The sequence below is a fragment of the Kitasatospora aureofaciens genome (genome assembly GCF_019192735.1).
Classification (GTDB): domain Bacteria; phylum Actinomycetota; class Actinomycetes; order Streptomycetales; family Streptomycetaceae; genus Kitasatospora; species Kitasatospora aureofaciens_A.
Genome location: NZ_JAHTKP010000022.1, coordinates 17,473 through 34,904 on the forward strand (window position 1 = coordinate 17,473; position 17,432 = coordinate 34,904).

At 71.9% G+C, this 17,432-nt stretch carries 14 protein-coding genes; 8 read left to right on the plus strand and 6 right to left on the minus strand.

Annotated features, from left to right (window positions below):
- Positions 1–87: 87 nt before the first annotated feature.
- Entirely contained in the window at positions 88–1,080 is a 993-nt protein-coding gene (locus tag KV557_RS21775) for a LacI family DNA-binding transcriptional regulator (RefSeq protein WP_218202929.1), read from the minus strand.
- Positions 1,081–1,510: 430 nt separating this feature from the next.
- Complete coding sequence (locus KV557_RS21780; RefSeq protein ID WP_218202750.1) at positions 1,511–2,995, minus strand: arabinofuranosidase catalytic domain-containing protein; 1,485 nt, start codon at positions 2,993–2,995, stop codon at positions 1,511–1,513.
- Positions 2,996–3,470: 475 nt separating this feature from the next.
- Between KV557_RS21780 and KV557_RS21785 the strand changes: the two genes are divergently transcribed.
- On the plus strand, positions 3,471–4,157 hold the full coding sequence (locus KV557_RS21785; RefSeq protein WP_218202754.1) for a hypothetical protein: 687 nt from the start codon (positions 3,471–3,473) through the stop codon (positions 4,155–4,157).
- Positions 4,158–4,225: 68 nt separating this feature from the next.
- On the opposite strand, the gene KV557_RS21790 is transcribed toward KV557_RS21785, so the two are convergent.
- The gene (locus KV557_RS21790) at positions 4,226–5,092 is read right to left on the minus strand and encodes a hypothetical protein (RefSeq protein ID WP_218202758.1); all 867 of its coding nucleotides are present in this window, start codon (positions 5,090–5,092) and stop codon (positions 4,226–4,228) included.
- A gap of 450 nt (positions 5,093–5,542) precedes the next feature.
- On the opposite strand from KV557_RS21790, the gene chvE reads away from it, so the two are divergent.
- The 3 genes from chvE (at position 5,543) to mmsB (ending at position 9,533) form a co-directional block, all read left to right on the plus strand.
- The gene (gene chvE, locus KV557_RS21795) at positions 5,543–6,637 is read left to right on the plus strand and encodes a multiple monosaccharide ABC transporter substrate-binding protein (protein ID WP_308130004.1); all 1,095 of its coding nucleotides are present in this window, start codon (positions 5,543–5,545) and stop codon (positions 6,635–6,637) included.
- Positions 6,638–6,746: 109 nt separating this feature from the next.
- A complete protein-coding gene (gene mmsA, locus KV557_RS21800; RefSeq protein ID WP_218202759.1) occupies positions 6,747–8,294 on the plus strand; it encodes a multiple monosaccharide ABC transporter ATP-binding protein in 1,548 nt (515 codons plus the stop codon).
- Between the two features lie 3 nt (positions 8,295–8,297).
- Positions 8,298–9,533 (plus strand): multiple monosaccharide ABC transporter permease, encoded by a 1,236-nt coding sequence (gene mmsB, locus KV557_RS21805; protein WP_218202761.1) that lies wholly within the window; start codon positions 8,298–8,300, stop codon positions 9,531–9,533.
- An 80-nt stretch (positions 9,534–9,613) separates the two neighbouring features.
- Here mmsB and KV557_RS21810 read toward each other — a convergent pair whose 3' ends face one another.
- From KV557_RS21810 to KV557_RS21820, 3 genes are all read right to left on the minus strand, one after another.
- Positions 9,614–9,976, minus strand: a complete 363-nt coding sequence (locus KV557_RS21810; RefSeq protein ID WP_218202764.1) for a DUF1304 domain-containing protein — start codon at positions 9,974–9,976, stop codon at positions 9,614–9,616.
- Between the two features lie 159 nt (positions 9,977–10,135).
- Positions 10,136–10,561 carry a hypothetical protein gene (locus KV557_RS21815; protein WP_218202766.1) on the minus strand — a complete coding sequence of 142 codons (426 nt, stop codon included), beginning with the start codon at positions 10,559–10,561 and terminating at the stop codon, positions 10,136–10,138.
- Between the two features lie 116 nt (positions 10,562–10,677).
- Positions 10,678–11,727, minus strand: a complete 1,050-nt coding sequence (locus tag KV557_RS21820) for a LacI family DNA-binding transcriptional regulator (RefSeq protein WP_218202768.1) — start codon at positions 11,725–11,727, stop codon at positions 10,678–10,680.
- A 478-nt stretch (positions 11,728–12,205) separates the two neighbouring features.
- Here KV557_RS21820 and KV557_RS21825 point away from each other — a divergent pair, with 478 nt between their 5' ends.
- The 4 genes from KV557_RS21825 (at position 12,206) to KV557_RS21840 (ending at position 17,429) form a co-directional block, all read left to right on the plus strand.
- Complete coding sequence (locus tag KV557_RS21825) at positions 12,206–14,779, plus strand: RICIN domain-containing protein (RefSeq protein WP_256177771.1); 2,574 nt, start codon at positions 12,206–12,208, stop codon at positions 14,777–14,779.
- Positions 14,780–14,953: 174 nt separating this feature from the next.
- A complete protein-coding gene (locus KV557_RS21830) occupies positions 14,954–15,979 on the plus strand; it encodes an expansin EXLX1 family cellulose-binding protein (RefSeq protein WP_218202772.1) in 1,026 nt (341 codons plus the stop codon).
- A gap of 134 nt (positions 15,980–16,113) precedes the next feature.
- Positions 16,114–16,644: a SigE family RNA polymerase sigma factor gene (locus tag KV557_RS21835; RefSeq protein ID WP_218202773.1), complete on the plus strand. Its 531-nt coding sequence runs from the start codon at positions 16,114–16,116 to the stop codon at positions 16,642–16,644.
- On the plus strand, positions 16,641–17,429 hold the full coding sequence (locus KV557_RS21840) for a hypothetical protein (protein ID WP_218202774.1): 789 nt from the start codon (positions 16,641–16,643) through the stop codon (positions 17,427–17,429). The genes KV557_RS21835 and KV557_RS21840 overlap by 4 nt, the downstream gene beginning before the upstream one ends.
- Positions 17,430–17,432: the final 3 nt, after the last annotated feature.

Here is a 17,432-nt window from a genome sequence, read left to right on the forward strand (position 1 = left end):
CGCTAACAAACGGCATGTCAAGGGAGGCGACGGACAGCATCGGTCAGTCTGCGGAACCGGCGCTCGGGGACCGGGCGCCGGGTCGGCTCAACGGCGCACGGCCGGTCCCGCGCTGCGCCGCAGCACCAGCTCCGGGCCGATCTCCAGCTGGGTCGGTGAGGAGTGCGCGCCGCCCTCCAGCTCGGCGACGAGCAGTTCCAGGGCCCGTCTGCCGAGTTCGCCGAAGTCCTGCCGCACCGTGGTCAGCGGCGGGGTGAAGTACGCGGCCTCCGGAATGTCGTCGAAGCCGATCACGCTGATCTCGTCCGGGACGGCCCGGCCGGCCTCGTGGAGGGCCCGCAGCAGGCCGAGGGCCATGTGGTCGTTGGCGCAGAAGACGGCGGTGACCTCGCGCAGCCGGGCGATCCGCAGCCCCGCCTGGTAGCCCGAGCGGGCGCTCCAGTCGCCGCGCTCCACCTCCGGCACCGGGCATCCGGCCGCCTGCAGCGTGAGCCGCCAGCCCTCCTCCCGGTCCTGGCTCTCCCGCCAGTTGACCGGACCGGCCAGGTGGTGCACGGTGCGGTGCCCGAGGTCGATCAGGTGCCCAGTGGCCTCGCCGGCGCCGTAGCGGTTGCCCACCGACACCATGGGCACGCGCGCCTGGTCGCCCGAGCCGACCGCGACCAGCGGCACGGAACTGGAGAGGCGTGCCACCGCGCTGACGGAGGAGGTCTGCGGCGCGATCACCACCACGCCCTCCACCCCCTGGTCCCGCAGCCGGTCGACGGCCTCCTGGACCGAACGGCCGTCCAGGGAACGCAGGCTGGTCACGGTCACGAAGTACCCGGCGCTGCGCGCGGCCCGCTCGATCCCGTCCAGCATCGAGGCCGGGCCGTAGAGGGTCGAGTCGAAGCTGACCACGCCGAGCGCCTGTGAGCGGCGGGTGACCAGGGCGCGGGCCGCGGAGTTGGGGCGGTAGTCGAGTTCCCGTATGGCCGCCAGCACCCGGTCCCGGGTGTCGGGCTTCACGTGCGGGGCGCCGTTGAGCACCCGGGACACCGTTTGGTGGGACACACCCGCCAGTTTCGCCACGTCCGCCATCACGGGCTGACGCTGTTCCGTCCCGGTGCTGTCGGTTGCCACTGCAGTCCCCTCCTCAAGATTGTGGACCACAGTACGCGACCAGGTCCAGGCCAATTCGTCACCCTCGGCGCGACGGGCGGCTCCCCTTCCTACTTCCTACCAGGCGCTTCGGCCCTCCCACATCTGGCCATTGCGGCGTGTTGACGCTCCCGGAGGTGCCCCGACTGCCAAAGCGTGACCTCGTCGAACGGGGAAGGCGCCGTGCATGATCGCGTTGTTCCCCACGCCCTTCCCCTCCCCCGTCACGTCCCGGTCACACCACCGGGTGACGTCCGGTTGACGTCACGGCGAACGCAACACCACCGGCGCGGCACAGAGACGACGGCCGGCCCCGGCTCCGCTGGTGCGCGGAGCCGGGGCCGGGGCCGGGTTCGGTCGGGGGCGGGTGCTACCCGAGCGACCACCTCTGGTTGTCGCCGCCCCAGCAGCTCCACAGCTGGACGGGCGTGGCGTCGGCCGTGCCGGCCCCGGCGACGTCCAGGCAGAGGCCGGACTGGACGCCGGTGACGCTGCCGTCGGCGTTGAACCGCCACTGCTGGTTGGCACCACCGTTGCAGGGCCAGGTCACCACCTTGGTGCCGTCGGCCGTCGCGCCGCCGTACGCGTCCAGGCACAGCGTGGTGCCGGAGACGTCCACGGTGAGCCTGCCGTCGGCGGTGCGGGTCCACGTCTGGTTCGCCCCGCCGGAGCAGCCGTAGATCTGCGCCTGGAGCCCGGGGGTGCTGGAGGCGCCGGGAACGTCCAGGCACTTGCCCGAACCGGCGCCGCGCAGTGCCCCCGAGGCGGCCGCCGGGGAATTGGCGTAGCCGGCCGCGACGATGTCGGCCTGGACGGCGTTCTCGGTGGCCTCCGACGGGTAGCCGGCGGTCATCACGCCCTCGTAGAAGGTGCCCCGGGCGCTCTTGCTGTTGTCGCCGCCGATGCCAAGGATGATCGCGCCCTCCTTGTGCATCGGGTCGTAGCCCGCCGCGTTCGGGCGCGGACCGGAGTAGAAGGTCGACAGGCCGCCGGACTGGGCGTCGCCGGCGCGGATCGCCCACTGGTTCGGGGCTCCCTTGACCATGGCCGTCAGGTAACGGTGGTTCACCGTCGGGTCGTTGGCGTTGTAGCGCGTGTTGACGCCGGAGAACAGGCCGTTCTCCAGATCGGCCATCACCCAGGGGCCCGGCCCGGAGCCGTAGCCCCAGACCTTGATGTTGCCGAAGTAGATGGCCTCCATGTGGCCGTTTCCGGTGTCGTTGCTGCTGGTCTCGGCGTTGCCGTAGTCGAAGCAGCAGCCGCCGTTGTAGTGGGTGCCGTCGAGGATCGCGTACATCCCCTCGGGCTGGTCGCCGGTGGCGACGCCGGAGGTGTGGTTGTTGCGGTAGCCGGTGCCCGGGGCGACGTACACGCCGTAGGCGCGGTGGCCGTTGAGCGTGGTGGGCGCCAGCGTGGCGTCCGCGAGGTCGTCCGGGCCGGGCGCGGCCCCGCCGCCGGGCGCCTGGGTGAGGTGGTTGTGCCGCTCGCTCTGGTCGTAGATCACGGTGATCACGCAACTCGTGCGCGCGCAGAAGGCGTCCTGGGCCGCGGCGTCGGCGTAGCCACCGGTGCTCAGCACGCCGATGTCGCGCAGCGCCTGGTCCGAGGCGCGCCGGACCTGGTACAGCGGCCCGGCGTAGCCGCCGTAGAGCGCGCGCGTGGTGCTGTGCGCGGCCACGCACGGTGTGCCGCCGGCGCGGTAGATGTCGCACGGCCCCTGCGCGGCGGCCTGGGCCGCACCGCTCGTCGCGGTGGCGCCGGCCAGCGCGCCGACGAGGACGGCGAGGGCCGCCCCGGCCCGGGCGAGGCGGCGCAGCGCGCCCCGTCCACGGGTGGTCCTGGTGGTGTCACTCATGCTGTCTCCCTGCTCGTCGTTGAGCGCGGCTCAAAGGGAAAGTGAGCGCTAACAATCCAGCCCGGGGCAGAGTCCTCCCGCCCGGGCCGGAAGTGGAGAGTTCCTGGAGCGGCGACAGTGCCCGCACCGACGGTGTCCCGTCAAGGCTTCTGACGCGCCCCCTCGGCACGGAACCGCACAAACCCGCCGTCCGCACACGCCCCACCGCCAGTACGGCAACAGGGCTGCGCGTCCCCTGGCTGACGGTTCGCCATCTCACCTTCGTATGGCCCTGGTTGGCGGGGGATCACCCCCTCCGATCGGCGGGTGTACTCAAGATCAGAGCCAGTTGACAATGAACAGTAAGGTATCCTGACTGCCGAACCGGAGGGGATCCCGCCACACTCGGGACCCCGCCTCGGCAGGAGACAACGTGTCCATGGGGGGGTACGGAAGTCCTGGGTCCCGATCGGGCAGCGATCAACGGGGAATTGGTTTGGGACTGAACAACGGGGTGGTGGCCGTCGACGCCCTCTCGGGCAGTACGCCGCCTCACCGGTGGCTGCATGTGGCGTGGGCAGGGCGGACGACGGTGGACCGCGGGTCGCCGGAGGCCCTGCGGGCGGTGCGCCGGACGGTCGGCCGGATGCTCGGAATCGCACAGCAGGACGTGCCGCTCGGCCGGGATCCGCTGGGGCGGCCGCGGCTGGACGGCTGGCCGCTGGGGCTGGCGGCGTGCTTCGACAGCGGGCGGCTGACCGTGGCGCTGGCCAGGGAGATGACGGTGGCGCTGAGTCTCCAGGAAATCCTGCGATGTTGGAGCAGCGCTGATTTGTTAGCGTTCACACCAACGGAGAGCACCTGGGTGACCGAGGCCCCCGGGAGGCTGGCCGGTGAACGCCTGGCCCGGCTCTGGACGCGCAAGGAGGCCGCCCTGCGCCTGGGCGCCGGCCCCCTGGCGGGGGCGTCCGAGACGGAGGTGCTGGCGGACGGGCGTGACGGCAAGGTGGCGCTGCCGGTGCCGCTGGCGCCGTCGCACTGGGCTCCCGCCGGCTTACCGGCGGTGGCCTACGTCCGGGATCTCACGGCGCGGCCGGGCTTTGCGGCGGCGGTGGCGACCTCCGAGCGGATCGACGGCGTGCGCACCTGGCACTGGGACGACATCGAGGACGGACGGCCATGAGGCCCGGGAGCACCCCCCGGCGGTCCGAGGCTCCGTCCAGTCGCCGCATCCGTGCGGCCGTGCCGGGATCAGGGCAGGAACAGCGCGAGCGGCACCGTCTCGGGGCCGGTCGGCTTCCCGTCCGCGCTGAGCTCCCGCCAGACCTGCGTCGCCGACCGGTAGGCACCGGCCTGCTCGTAGCGGTCGGCGGCGGCGCGGTAGTCCGCCTCGGCCTCGGTGGCGCGCCCGGCGGCCCGGTGGGCCCGGGCCCGCACCACGGTGATCCACGCCTGCTCCACGGGCGCCAGGCCCGGGGTGTCGGGGTCGATGGCGGACGTCGCCTCGGCCGTCGGCCCCTCGCCACCGAGGGACAGCGCCGCGAGGGCCTCCAGAGCGGCCTGGACCGTGCGTTCGGCCGGCGAGCCCAACAGGGCCACGACCGCGCTCAGCTGACCGACCAGCAGGGAGGCGTCCTCGATCCGGCCGGCGCCGATCGCCGCCAGGGCGCGGGCGCGGACGAGCCGGGTGCGCAGCCGGATCTCGTCGTCGGAGCCGAGCAGGGCGTCGGCGCGGTCGAGGAGTTCCAGGGCCCGGTCCGGGCGGGCGGCCAGGTAGTGCACGCCGGCGAGGGCCCACAGGGCCGTGACGCGCGGGTACGCCGGCAGGTCGTCGCCGAGGTCCGAGAGGGCGGGGGCGAGTTCCTCGGCACGCTGCTCGTCCCCGGCCTCCAGGTGGGCCATGACGAGGTTGGCGAGAACCTCGGTGCTCGCCGCCACGGGCGCGTTGGCCTCGGCGAGGGCGGCGACGGCCTGTTCGGCCCGGCGTGCGGCCTCGGCCGGGCGGTCGACGCGGCGCAGGGCGCGGGCGCACTGGTCGAGGACCCGGGCGCGCAGGAGGGAGGCGGCTTCGGTGAGCGGGTCGTCCAGGAGCTGGTCGAGAACGGCCAGGCCCGTCAACCCGATCCTCGACGCCTACGGCCTGACCCTCGCCACCGGCTGACCCCGGACCGCACGGCGCCCGCTTCCCCGTCCGCCGGCGGGAGGCGGGCACCTTGGCGTTGTGCCCGCGCGGACGCCCACCGACGTCGTCGCCCCGCACGAGGAAGCCCTCCAGACAGACGCCGGATTGACATTAATTGTCTGTTTGTCGCCCCTTCGATCCACCCCCATCCAACCGTTCGCATCCGGACGGACCCGACCCCGGGACACCGCGACCCAACGGTGACCCAAGGCCCCTTGACGACGCCGTTGTTAGCGTTAACACTTCATTTCACGCCAGGCCAGAGCTACTGCCACCCCAACGTTCCACAGCGCGAGGGACCGCTCCGGCCCCGGCCCGCTCGACCACTTCCAGCCGCCCAGCAGGGGCGCGCTGCGCCGGTCGCGGAACATCACCATGGAGGAACTGTGCGGAAGCTTTCAGCGGGCCTCGTCGCAGCGGGCCTGACGCTCTCGTTGGCGGCCTGCGGGCAGAGCGCCAACGGAGTCGGCGACGGGGCGGCCAAGGGCGACGCCAAGGGGGGGCTCATCGGCATCGCGATGCCGACCAAGTCGTCGGCACGCTGGATCGACGACGGCAACAACATGGTCAAGGAGTTCCAGGCCAAGGGCTACAAGACCGACCTGCAGTACGGCGACAACGTGGTGGAGAACCAGGTCTCCCAGGTGGAGAACATGATCACCAAGGGTGCCAAGCTGCTGGTGATCGCCGCCATCGACGGCTCCTCCCTCACCAACGTGCTGCAGAAGGCCGCCGACGCGCACATTCCGGTCATCTCCTACGACCGGCTGATCCGGGGCACCCAGAACGTCGACTACTACGCGACCTTCGACAACTACAAGGTCGGTGTCCTCCAGGGCGGGTACATCGCCGACAAGCTCGGTCTCAAGGACGGCAAGGGTCCGTTCAACGTCGAGCTGTTCGCCGGCTCACCGGACGACAACAACGCGACGTTCTTCTTCAACGGCGCGATGAGCGTGCTCAAGCCGTACATCGACCAGAAGAAGCTGGTCGTGCAGAGCGGCCAGACCGAGTTCAACCAGGTCGCCACGCTGCGCTGGGACGGCGGCCTCGCCCAGTCCCGGATGGACAACCTACTCAGCAAGGCGTACACCGGCGCCCACGTCGACGCCGTCCTGTCCCCGTACGACGGCATCTCGATCGGCATCCTCTCCTCGCTCAAGGGCGTGGGCTACGGCAGCGCGAAGTCCCTGCCCGTCGTCACGGGCCAGGACGCGGAGCTGGCCTCGGTGAAGTCGATCATCGCGGGCGAGCAGACCCAGACCGTTTACAAGGACACCCGCCAGCTCGCCAAGGTCGCCGTCCAGATGGGCGACGCGCTGCTGACCGGCGGGAAGCCCGAGGTCAACGACACCACCCAGTACAACAACGGCGCGAAGGTCGTTCCGGCCCAGCTGCTCCAGCCGGTGAGCGTCGACAAGGACAACTACCAGAAGGTCCTGGTCGACAGCGGCCAGTACACCGCTGACCAGCTCAAGTAGCCCCGCGGGGCCCGCTCGACGGGCCCCGCGCCGAACCGGCGGTGCGGCGCCCGGACTCCCCCGGGCGCCCTACGGGCCGCACCGCCCCGAACGATACGGACGCACAACCATGGCTGGACCCGTTCTCGAAATGCGGTCGATCAGCAAGTCGTTCCCCGGTGTCAAGGCGCTCTCCGAGGTCAACCTGACCGTGGCGGCCGGCGAGGTGCACGCCATCTGCGGCGAGAACGGCGCCGGCAAGTCCACCCTGATGAAGGTGCTCAGCGGGGTCTACCCGCACGGCGGTTACGAGGGCGAGATCCTCTTCGAGGGCGAGCCCTGCCAGTTCAAGGACATCCGGGCCAGCGAGCAGCGCGGCATCGTCATCATCCACCAGGAACTCGCCCTGGTGCCGTACCTGTCCATCGCCGAGAACATCTTCCTGGGCAACGAGCACGCCACCCGGGGCATCATCAGCTGGCACCGGACACTCACCCACGCCGCCGAGCTGCTCCGGCAGGTCGGCCTGGCGGAGAGCCCGCACACCCGGATCGCCGACCTCGGCGTGGGCAAACAGCAACTGGTCGAGATCGCCAAGGCGTTGGCCAAGAAGGTCAAGCTGCTCATCCTGGACGAGCCGACCGCCGCGCTGAACGACGAGGACAGCCGCAAGCTCCTCGACCTGATCCTGGAGCTCAAGGCGCAGGGCATCTCCTGCATCATCATCTCGCACAAGCTGAACGAGATCGCCCGGGTCGCCGACGCCGTCACCATCCTGCGCGACGGGCAGACCATCGAGACCATCGCGATCGGCCCGGAGGGCATCTCCGAGGACCGGATCATCCGCGGCATGGTCGGCCGGGACCTGGAGCACCGCTACCCCGAGCGCACCCCGGAGATCGGCGAGGTCGCCTTCGAGATCGAGGACTGGACCGTCCGGCACCCGATCGACCAGCAGCGCACCGTGGTGGACGGCGCCTCCCTGAACGTGCGGCGCGGCGAGATCGTCGGCGTCGCCGGCCTGATGGGCGCCGGCCGCACGGAGCTCGCGATGAGCGTCTTCGGCCGCTCGTACGGGCGTTGGAGCGGCGGGCGGGTGCTGCTGCACGGCCGGGAGATCCGCACCCGGACGGTGTCGGAGGCGATCGGGCACGGCATCGCGTACGTCACCGAGGACCGCAAGCAGTTGGGCCTCAACCTGATCGACGACATCAGTCGGAACATCTCGCTGAGCGCGCTCGGCAAGGTCGCCCGGTACGGCCGGGTCGACCGGCACGAGGAGAGCAAGGTCGCCGAATCGTTCCGGCGGACCATGAACATCAAGGCCCCGACGGTGTTCACCCGGACCGGCACACTCAGCGGCGGCAACCAGCAGAAGGTCGTCCTCAGTAAGTGGATCTTCGCCGAGCCGGAGGTGCTGATCCTCGACGAGCCCACCCGGGGCATCGACATCGGCGCCAAGGCGGAGATCTACACCGTCATCGCCGAACTGGCCGCCCAGGGCAAGGCCGTGCTCGTCATCTCGTCCGAACTCCCCGAACTCCTGGGCCTGTGCGACCGGATCTACACCATGGCCGAAGGCCGGATCACCGGCGAGGTCGCCCGCGCCGACGCCACCCAGGAATCCCTCATGCGGCTCATGACCATGAGCGCCGCATCCAGCAACGAGCAGGTGTAAGGCATGGCCCAGACCGAGATCATCCCGGACTCCGCCCAGAACGGGCCCGAGCCCGACCCGAGCCCGTCCGTCGGCGCCGCCCTGGCCCGCGCACTGCGCGGCAACGTGCGCCAGTACGGCATGCTGGTCGCCCTCGCGCTGATCGTGCTGCTGTTCCAGATCTGGACCGACGGCATCCTGCTCCAGCCGCTCAACATCACCAACCTGATCCAGCAGAACGGCTACATCCTCATCCTGGCGATCGGGATGATGATCGTCATCATCGCCGGGCACATCGACCTGTCGGTCGGCTCACTGGCCGCCTTCGTCGGGGCCGCCGCCGCGGTGATGATGGTCGAGCACCACCTGCCGTGGCCCGTGGCGATGCTGATCGCGCTGGTGATCGGCGCCCTCGCCGGCGCCTGGCAGGGCTTCTGGATCGCCTACCTCGGGATCCCGTCCTTCATCGTCACCCTGGCGGGCATGCTGCTGTTCCGCGGCGGCACCCAGATCCTGCTGCAGGGCCAGTCGGTGGCGCCGTTCCCCAAGGGCTTCCAGAGCATCAGCAGCGGCTTCCTCCCCGAGGTCGGCCCGCACACCAACTACCACAACCTCACCCTGCTGCTCGGTCTCGCGGTGCTGGCCGTGGCGGTCCTCCAGGAGCTGCGCGGCCGGCGGCAGACCGCCTCGTACGGGCTGGAGGTGCTCCCGCTCGGGCTGTTCCTGGCCAAGCTCGCCGTGATCACCGCGGCCGTGCTGGTGTTCGTCCTGCTGCTGGCCAGCTACCACGGCGTGCCGATCGTCCTGCTGATCCTCGGCGCCCTGCTGGTCGGCTTCGGCTACCTGATGCGCAACTCGATCATCGGCCGGCACACCTACGCCATCGGCGGCAACGAGCCGGCGGCCAAGCTGTCCGGGGTGAAGAGCAAGCGGGTCGTCTTCCTCGCCTTCACCAACATGGGCGTCCTCGCCGCACTGGCCGGGCTGGTCTTCGCCGCACGGCTCAACGCCGGCACCCCGCAGGCCGGCATCAACTTCGAGCTGGAGGCGATCGCCGCCGCCTTCATCGGCGGCGCCTCCGCCAGCGGCGGCGTGGGCACCGTGATGGGCGCGATCATCGGCGGCCTGGTGCTCGGCGTGCTGAACAACGGCATGTCGCTGGTCGGGGTCGGCACCGACTACCAGCAGGTGATCAAGGGCCTGGTGCTGCTCGCGGCCGTGGGCTTCGACGTCTACAACAAGCGCCGGGCCGGTTCCTGATCCGGTGAGCGACGCGGCAGGACGGGCACGGTGCGGCGGCACCGTGCCCGTCCTGTCGCGTTCCGGGCAACGGCGCGGACTCAGTGGGCCAGGAGCACCAGGGCCAGCACGACCAGGGCCGGCACGGTCTGCACGAAGAGGATCTTCCGGGAGGACGTCACGGCGCCGAACAGGCCGGCGACGGCCACGCAGGCGGCGAAGAAGACCCGCACCCGGAAGCCGACCGGGTCGGAGGCGAAGGCGCCCCAGAGCAGCCCTGCCGCCAGGAATCCGTTGTACAGGCCCTGGTTGGCGGCCATCGCCTTGGTCGAGACGGCGAACTCAGCCGACGTGCCGAAGGCGGCCCGGGCGCGGGGCGTGGTCCAGAGGAACATCTCCAGGACCAGGATGTAGACGTGCAGGAGAGCGAGCGCGACGACCGCGATCACGGCAAGTGTTGACATATCGGGCATAGTACGCGGCGCCGACAAGCTCACCCGGCATTTTGTTCAGCCTCTTGTTCAATCGTCAAGTACAGCATCGCCTCGCCGGTCAGACCCCCTCGCCGTCCCGGTGCTCCAGCCCGGCCGCCCGGGCGCGCGCCCGGGCCGCGTGGGAGGCGATCAGCAGCGCCAGCCGCTTGGGCCGACGGACGTGCACCAGGACCAGTGGCTCCTCCCTCCCGCGGACAGCAGGGCGACGGTCGTGTGGTGGAACGTCGACACCTCCCGGCCGCCGCTACGGTGGGTCTCCGCGTAGCCGGGGCGGTAGGTGACGTCCAGGATGTCGGCCCAGCCGAGCAGCATCGGGTCCGGCGTGCGGGCGAAGCGCAGCCGCAGGCCCTCCGGGCGCACCTCGACGGTCCGCAGGCCCACGCTCGGCGGGAGCTGACCGATGATCACCAGGCCGCCCAGCACGACCGCGTCGACCACCAGCCCCTGCCACAGGATGCCGTGGTACATCAGCAACCAGAAGAGCAGGACCAGGGCGATGAAGGCCCACTTCCAGACGACCGGCGGGACGTAACGGCGGACGTGGTGAACGCTCACAAAGCCGCCCCTGGGCACCGCTTGCGACATGACTTCCCCCAACCCAAACGTTTGGCCCAATCGTTTGGGTTGGATGACAGGCATGTCCGACCGAAGGCGCCAGAGGCCGGAACTCCTCAGCTGGACCGGAGAAGTGACGGTCCGACAGCCGTTCCGCTGGAGGCCCGCTCCACCAGCTCGGGCGCGAGCCGCCGGGAGCGGGCGGGCGCGCCGCCGATCCGGCGCAGCAACTCCCGCACCGCCACCCGGCCCTGCTCCGCCATCGGCGAGCGGACCGTGGTCAGCGCGACCGGCAGCTCGGCGGCGACCGGGGTGTCGTTGAAGCCCGCCAGGGCGAGGTCCCGCCCCGGGTGCCTGCCGAGGTCCCGGGCCGCTCCCAGGACCCCGATGGCGGCCAGGTCGTTGACGGCGAAGAGCGCCGTGGGGCGGCCGTCGGCGGTCAGCAGGGCGGTCGCCGCCTCGCGGCCGCCCGCGGTGTCGAAGGCGCAGTGCCGCACCAGTTCGGGCGGCACCGGCAGACCGGCCTCCGCGTACCGGTCGACGAAGCCGGCGGTGCGGTCGGTGCCGGTGCTGGCGAAGGACTCCCCCGCGACGCAGCCGACCCGGCGGTGCCCCAGCCGCAGGAAGTGCTCGGCGACCAGGCGCCCTCCCCGGTAGTCGTCACAGGTGACGGCCGGAAGCCCGCCGTCGGTACGGCGGTTGACCAGGACGTGCGGCGTGCCCCGGAGCGCCGGGTCCGCCAGGGCGGCGCCGTCCAGGTGCGCGTCGCCGATGATGAGGCCGTCCACCCGCCGGCCGAGGACCATCGCGATCCGCTCGCGCTGGCGGACCGGATCGTCCTGGGTGTTGGTGACGAAGGCCGCGAACCCGTGCCGGGCGGCCTCCTCCTCGATGCCCTCGTAGATGGTCGCGACGACGATCTCGGACAGCCGGGCGAACACCACCCCGATCAGGTTGCTGCGCCGGGTCCGCAGACTGACGGCGGCGGGATCGCGCCGGTAGCCCAACTCCTCGGCCAGGTCCCGGACCCGACGGGCCGTCGTTCCCGAGGCGGCCCGCCGCCCGTCGCCGTCGGATCCGTTCAGGACCCTGGAGACGGTGGAGACGTCCAGCCCCAGCTGGTCGGCGATCACCCGCAGCGTCACCGGGCGGCTCTCGATACCCACGACCGACTCCCTCTCCTCCACGACCGCCATTGTGCGCGATCACCGCGCGGGCCGTCGGCGGGGGTTTCCACGGCCGGTGGCTGCGCCGGAGGTCGAGCCCACCTCCGAGGGCGCTGCGGGCGTCACCGGCTCCCGCTCCGTCGCCCAGGCCGCCCGTCGCCGCCCTCGCGCCGATCCCCGGCATCGACCGGTTGATGTCCGAGGCCCGGTCGGAATTCTTTCCGGCGGGCGGCAACCTCCTGCGCGACGGCGGCAACTGACAGGCGACACCGAGGGCGGAACACCCCACGGTTCGTCCGATCCCACCGCCTGCCGCCGCCGCGCGCCCGCCCGTACGACCGGGTGTGGTGCGGCGGCGGGGCCGAAGCAAGGAGTAGCCCGCATGAACGAGACGGATGCCACGGCGGAGGGCCGCGGCCGGCGCGCCCGGGCGGCCGGCAGCGCAGGGCGTGCCCGTGGGCGCCACCGCCGGCGCGCGATGAGCGCGACCGCTCTGCTGCTCGGCGTGCCCGTCGCCGTCGGATCGTACTTCGTGTTCACCCACGAGGAGTCCCAGGCCGCGACGGTCGACGGCGATGCCTACTACCGGCTGGTCTCCGTACGCAGCGGCAAGGTGCTGGACGTCGACGCCTTCTCCACCGCCGACGGCACCCGTGTCCAGCAGTGGACCGACCAGGCGACCACCAACCAGCAGTGGCGGCTGAGGTCCACCGGAGACGGCTACTACGAGCTGGTGAACCGCAACAGCGGCAAGGTGCTGGGCATATCGGGGGATTCGACCGCCCGGACGGCCACCGCCGAGCAGCAGACGGATCGTTCCGCCGCCGCCCAGCAGTGGCGGATCGACGATGTGAGCGGTTCCGACGCCGTCACCTTCACCTCCCGCAGGAGCGGCCAGGTCCTGGACGTCTCCGAAGCCTCCACGGCCCAGGGCGCGGCGGTCATCCAGTATCCCAGCTGGGGCGGGACCAACCAGCAGTGGAAGCTGGTGAGGATGCCCGCGACCGACGGCGCGAAGGCCACCGGACCGTACGCATGGAAGAACGCCCAGATCGTCGGCGGCGGGTTCGTCACCGGCTTCGTCTTCAACCCCAGCCGCAAGGACCTCCTCTACGCCCGCACCGACGTCGGCGGCGCCTACCGCTGGGACGCGGCCGCCGGCCAGTGGATCTCGCTGACCGACTGGATCGGCGGCGGTGACTGGAACCTGCTGGGCATCGAGAGCCTGGCCAGCGACCCGGTCGACCCGAACCGGCTGTACCTGGCGAGCGGCACGTACACCAACGGCTGGGCGGGCAACGGCTCGATCCTGCGCTCCACCGACCAGGGCAGGACCTTCCAGCGCACCGACCTGCCGTTCAAGCTGGGCGGCAACGAGGACGGCCGGTCGATGGGCGAGCGCCTGGTGGTGGACCCGTCCGACCACAGCAAGCTCTACCTGGGCACCCGCAAGAACGGCCTGTGGCGCAGCACCGACTTCGGTGCGACGTGGAGCCAGGTCGGCGCCTTCCCCGTCAAGGACGGGGCGAGCAGCGGGGTCGGCCTGTCCTTCGTGGCCTTCGGCCCGGAGGGCAGCAAGGCGATCTACGTGGGCGTGGCGGACAAGTCCACCTCCCTGTACCGCTCCACCGACGGCGGAAGCACCTGGCAGGCCGTTCCGGGCCAGCCGACCGGGCAACTGCCGCACCACGGCGTGCCGTCCGCCGACGGTTCCTTCTACCTGACGTACAGCAACGGGCCGGGCCCGCAGCCGGTGACGGCCGGATCGGTGTGGAAGTACACGCCGGCCACCGGGGCGTGGAAGAACATCTCGCCGTCCAGCGGCAATTACGGCTTCGCCGGTCTCGCGGTCGACGCCCAGCACCCCGGCACGGTGATGGTCACCACCCTGAACCGCTGGTGGCCCCACGAGGAGCTCTACCGGTCGACCGACGGCGGCGCCACCTGGAAGGCACTCGACGCGACCGCCGTGCGCGACGACTCCGCGGCGCCCTACATCGGCACCGGCATCGGGCACTGGATGGGCGCGCTGGCCATCGACCCCTTCGACTCCGGGCACGTGCTGTACGGCACCGGATCGGGCCTGTGGGGCAGCACCGACGTGACCGCGGCGGACCGCGGGGGTGCCACCCACTGGACCATCCCCGCCAAGGGGCTGGAGGAGACCGCGACCAACGGACTGATCAAGCCGCCCGGCCTCCCGCTGGTCAGCGCGCTCGGCGACGTCAGCGGGTTCCGGCACGACGACCTGACCAAGCCCGCCGCCAAGGCGCTGACCGGGCCGAAGTTCACCACCGCCACGGGCATCGACTTCGCCCAGGCCAAGCCGTCGTTCTCCGTGCGGGTCGGCTCCGGCGGCGAGCAGCACGGCGCCTACTCGACCGACGGCGGAGCGACGTGGACGCCGTTCGCGACAGCGCCGACGGCCGACGCGGCCTCCGGCTCCGCCGCCGTCTCGGCGGACGGGGCCACCGTGGTGTGGACCCCGGAGGGCCAGGTGCCGTTCCTCTCGACCAACCGCGGCGCGTCCTGGACGGCGGTCTCCGGCCTGCCCAAGGAGGCGGCCGTGGTGGCCGACCGCTCCGCGGCGGGCACCTTCTACGCCCTCAGCGGCGGCACCCTCTACGCCAGCACCGACGGCGGCAGGCACTTCACCGCCCGCGCCACCAACGCGGGCTACGGGCAGCTCAAGGCCGTCCCGGGCGTCGCGGGCGACCTGTGGATCTCGGGCAAGGACAACGGCCTGCTGCACTCCACCAACGGCGGGACGAGCTTCACCAAGGTCGCCGGTGTGCAGGAGGCGAGCGGCCTCGGCTTCGGCAAGGCGGCACCGGGCGCCACCTACCAGGCCCTCTACCTCAGCGGGACGGTCAAGGGTGTGACCGGGCTGTTCCGCTCCACCGACGCCGGCTCGACCTGGGTCCGGATCAACGACGACCAGCACCAGTACGGCGGGACGGTCATCAACGTCATCACGGGCGACCCCGACGTGTACGGCCGCGTGTACTTCGGCAGCTACGGCCGCGGCGTGGTGTACGGCGACCCGTCCTGACCGCGGCGGCCCGGGGCGGACGGCGTGGCTGCGCCGTCCGCCCCGGGCCGGCCGGCGAGGGCCGTGGAGGGCTGCGGAGGGCCGCGGAGGAACCGGCGACCGGGCGGCAACCTTTCCGCCCGCGGCGGCCACTGACTGGTGCAACGTCGACTCGATCTACCGAATTGGATGGACATGAGGGCAACGAAGCACGCCGTCCCCCGGGCACGGCGCGGGCGAGTGCTGGTCATGGGTGTTCCGTTGGCACTGGTGGCCGTCGGGCTGGTGGTGTGCCTGGCCTTCGCGCTCACCGGGGGCGGCGGGAGCGGCTCGGGGCAGCCCGTCGCGGCGGCCGTCGCAGCCACCGGGCAGGCCGTGCCGACCGCCTCCGGCGGCCCTGACGGTGCCACGCCCCCGGAGGCGCAGCCGTCCCCCACCGCCCCGACGCCGTCGCCGTCGGCCGGAACGCCGTCGCCCTCCGCCTCCACCTCCGCCTCCTCCTCCGCCTCCTCCTCCGCCTCCTCCTCCCCGAAGCCGTCCGCCTCCGCGACTGCGTCCGCGTCGGCGACCGCCGGCAGCCGTGCGGCCGCCGGCCCGGCATCACTGGCCTGGCGGATCAGGCCCGGTACGAGCTACCAGGGCGTGGCGACCTCCTACGACGCGGCCGACGGCAACGGCGCCTGCTCGTTCGGGCCGTCCGGCGACCTCATGATCGCGGCGATGAACCACACCGACTACGAGACGTCCGGCGCGTGCGGGGCGTACGTGCAGGTCCGCTCCGCCGGCGGGGCGAGCATCACGGTGCGGATCGTCAACGAGTGCCCGCTGCCCTGCGCTCCCGGGCAGCTCGACCTCAGCCACGAGGCCTTCGCCAAGCTCGCCGACCTCTCCGTGGGCCGCCTCCCGATCACCTGGACGCTGCTGAGCCCGGCGGCGCCGGACAGCATGTCCGTCCGGTACAAGACCGGGTCGAGCCAGTGGTGGTGCGGGATCCAGGTGATCGGTCACCGGAACCCGGTGGCGGCGCTGGAGGTCCAGGCCGGCGGCGGCTGGCGGAGGTTGAGCCGCACCGACTACAACTACTTCCTCTCCCCCGACGGCAGCGGCTGCGGCGGATCGATCAGGGTCACCGACATCTACGGCGAGCGGCTGACCGTCGACGGGATCGCGTTGCAGCCGGACGTCGTGCAGTCCGCCCACGCCCAGTTCGCACGGCATTGAGCGCGCCGCCGGCCCGGCAGCCGCAGGTCACGACCCTGCGGGGCGACGACCGCGACGCAGCCCCGGGACGGGACCCTGCTAGGCTCACGCCTCTTGTTAACGTTCACATTGCAGGGAGAGGGCGACCGAGGGACATGCTCCTCGATGACGCGTCCGCGGAGTTCCACCACTTCTTCGAACGCCACTACGCCGAACTCGCCCGTCTCGCCCATCTGCTGACCGGCGAGACGGACGCGGCTGACGACCTGGCCTCGGACGCCCTGGTCGCCCTGTGGCAACGCTGGGACCGGCTCCGCGCGGCCGACCACCCGCTCGCCTACGCCCGGGGAGTGGTCGCCAACATGGCCCGGGAGCGGATCCGCAGCGCGGTCCGTGAGCGCCGCCGGGTCCTGCTGTTCTGGTCCCGCAGCCCGGAGAAGACCTCGGGCCCCGACGTCGCGGCGGTCCTGGACGTCCGCGCGGCACTCGCCCGGCTGCCGTTCCGCAAGCGGGCCTGCGTGGTCATGCGGCACGCCTTCGACCTCTCGGAGAAGGACACCGCGGCGGCGCTGGGCATATCGGTCGGTACGGTGAAGAGCCAGACCTCGAAGGCCATGGCCGAGTTGAAGCAGCTGCTCGGCGAACGAGCCGTCGGCGAACTGACGACAGGAAGGAGGAACCGGTGAACGAGCACATCTCCCGGCAGCTGCACGAGGCGGCCGAGGCCCATCAGCCCGACCGCGCCAGGATGCTGGCCCGCGTCCAGCGCGGCATGGCCGGTCCCGCCACCCGTCACCGCACACGGTCGGGTCTGAGGTCCTGGCCCAGGGCCGCCCTCGCCGGGCTGGCCACCGCCGGCATCCTGGCCACCGGCAGCCTCGCCATGGCAGAGCTCTCCCACTCCCCGCTGCCGTCGGAGCCCACGGTCGCCCCGGCCGCGCCCTCCTCCCCCACCGTCCCGCCGGCGCCGGAGCCCTCGACTCCCCCTCCCGGCGGGACCCCGGGACCGGCCACCGCCGCCCCGGCCACCACCACCCCGACCAGCCCGCACCCGAGCCCCTCGGCGAGCGCCCGGGCCCAGAGCGGCCCGCTCTGGTCGGCGGGATCGATCAGCCCGCACAGCACCATCTACTGGAACGAGAACGACCTGCTCCTCAGGACCGGCCAGCCGCTCACCTCGCTCACCGTCGAACTACGCATCGTGCAGACCGGCGGCGTCCGGGACACCGGCAACTGGCGGACGCTGTCGCCCGACGACTTCACGGTCACCGTCCAGGAGTCCGGGGGCGCGCTGGTCTACCGCTGGGTCCTCAAGCCCGGCCGTACCGTACCGGCGGGACAGCACGAGTTCGCCGGGCAGTACAACCACGCCACCGGTGTGCGCGTGACCGCCGGCGACAGCTACCGCGTCGAGGCCCAGTCGGCGGGAGGCACCGCCTCCGTCTGGGGAGGCTTCGCCCCGGCGGGCTGACGG

What these genes read in the sequence shown, in the direction of transcription:
- KV557_RS21775 (WP_218202929.1), bottom strand. Translation starts at nt 1,080, where the DNA reads ATGGCGGACGTGGCGAAACTGGCGGGTGTGTCCCACCAAACGGTGTCC.
- KV557_RS21780 (WP_218202750.1), bottom strand. Translation starts at nt 2,995, where the DNA reads ATGAGTGACACCACCAGGACCACCCGTGGACGGGGCGCGCTGCGCCGC.
- mmsA (WP_218202759.1), top strand. Translation starts at nt 6,747, where the DNA reads ATGGCTGGACCCGTTCTCGAAATGCGGTCGATCAGCAAGTCGTTCCCC.
- mmsB (WP_218202761.1), top strand. Translation starts at nt 8,298, where the DNA reads ATGGCCCAGACCGAGATCATCCCGGACTCCGCCCAGAACGGGCCCGAG.
- KV557_RS21810 (WP_218202764.1), bottom strand. Translation starts at nt 9,976, where the DNA reads ATGTCAACACTTGCCGTGATCGCGGTCGTCGCGCTCGCTCTCCTGCAC.
- KV557_RS21825 (WP_256177771.1), top strand. Translation starts at nt 12,206, where the DNA reads ATGAGCGCGACCGCTCTGCTGCTCGGCGTGCCCGTCGCCGTCGGATCG.
- KV557_RS21830 (WP_218202772.1), top strand. Translation starts at nt 14,954, where the DNA reads ATGAGGGCAACGAAGCACGCCGTCCCCCGGGCACGGCGCGGGCGAGTG.
- KV557_RS21835 (WP_218202773.1), top strand. Translation starts at nt 16,114, where the DNA reads ATGCTCCTCGATGACGCGTCCGCGGAGTTCCACCACTTCTTCGAACGC.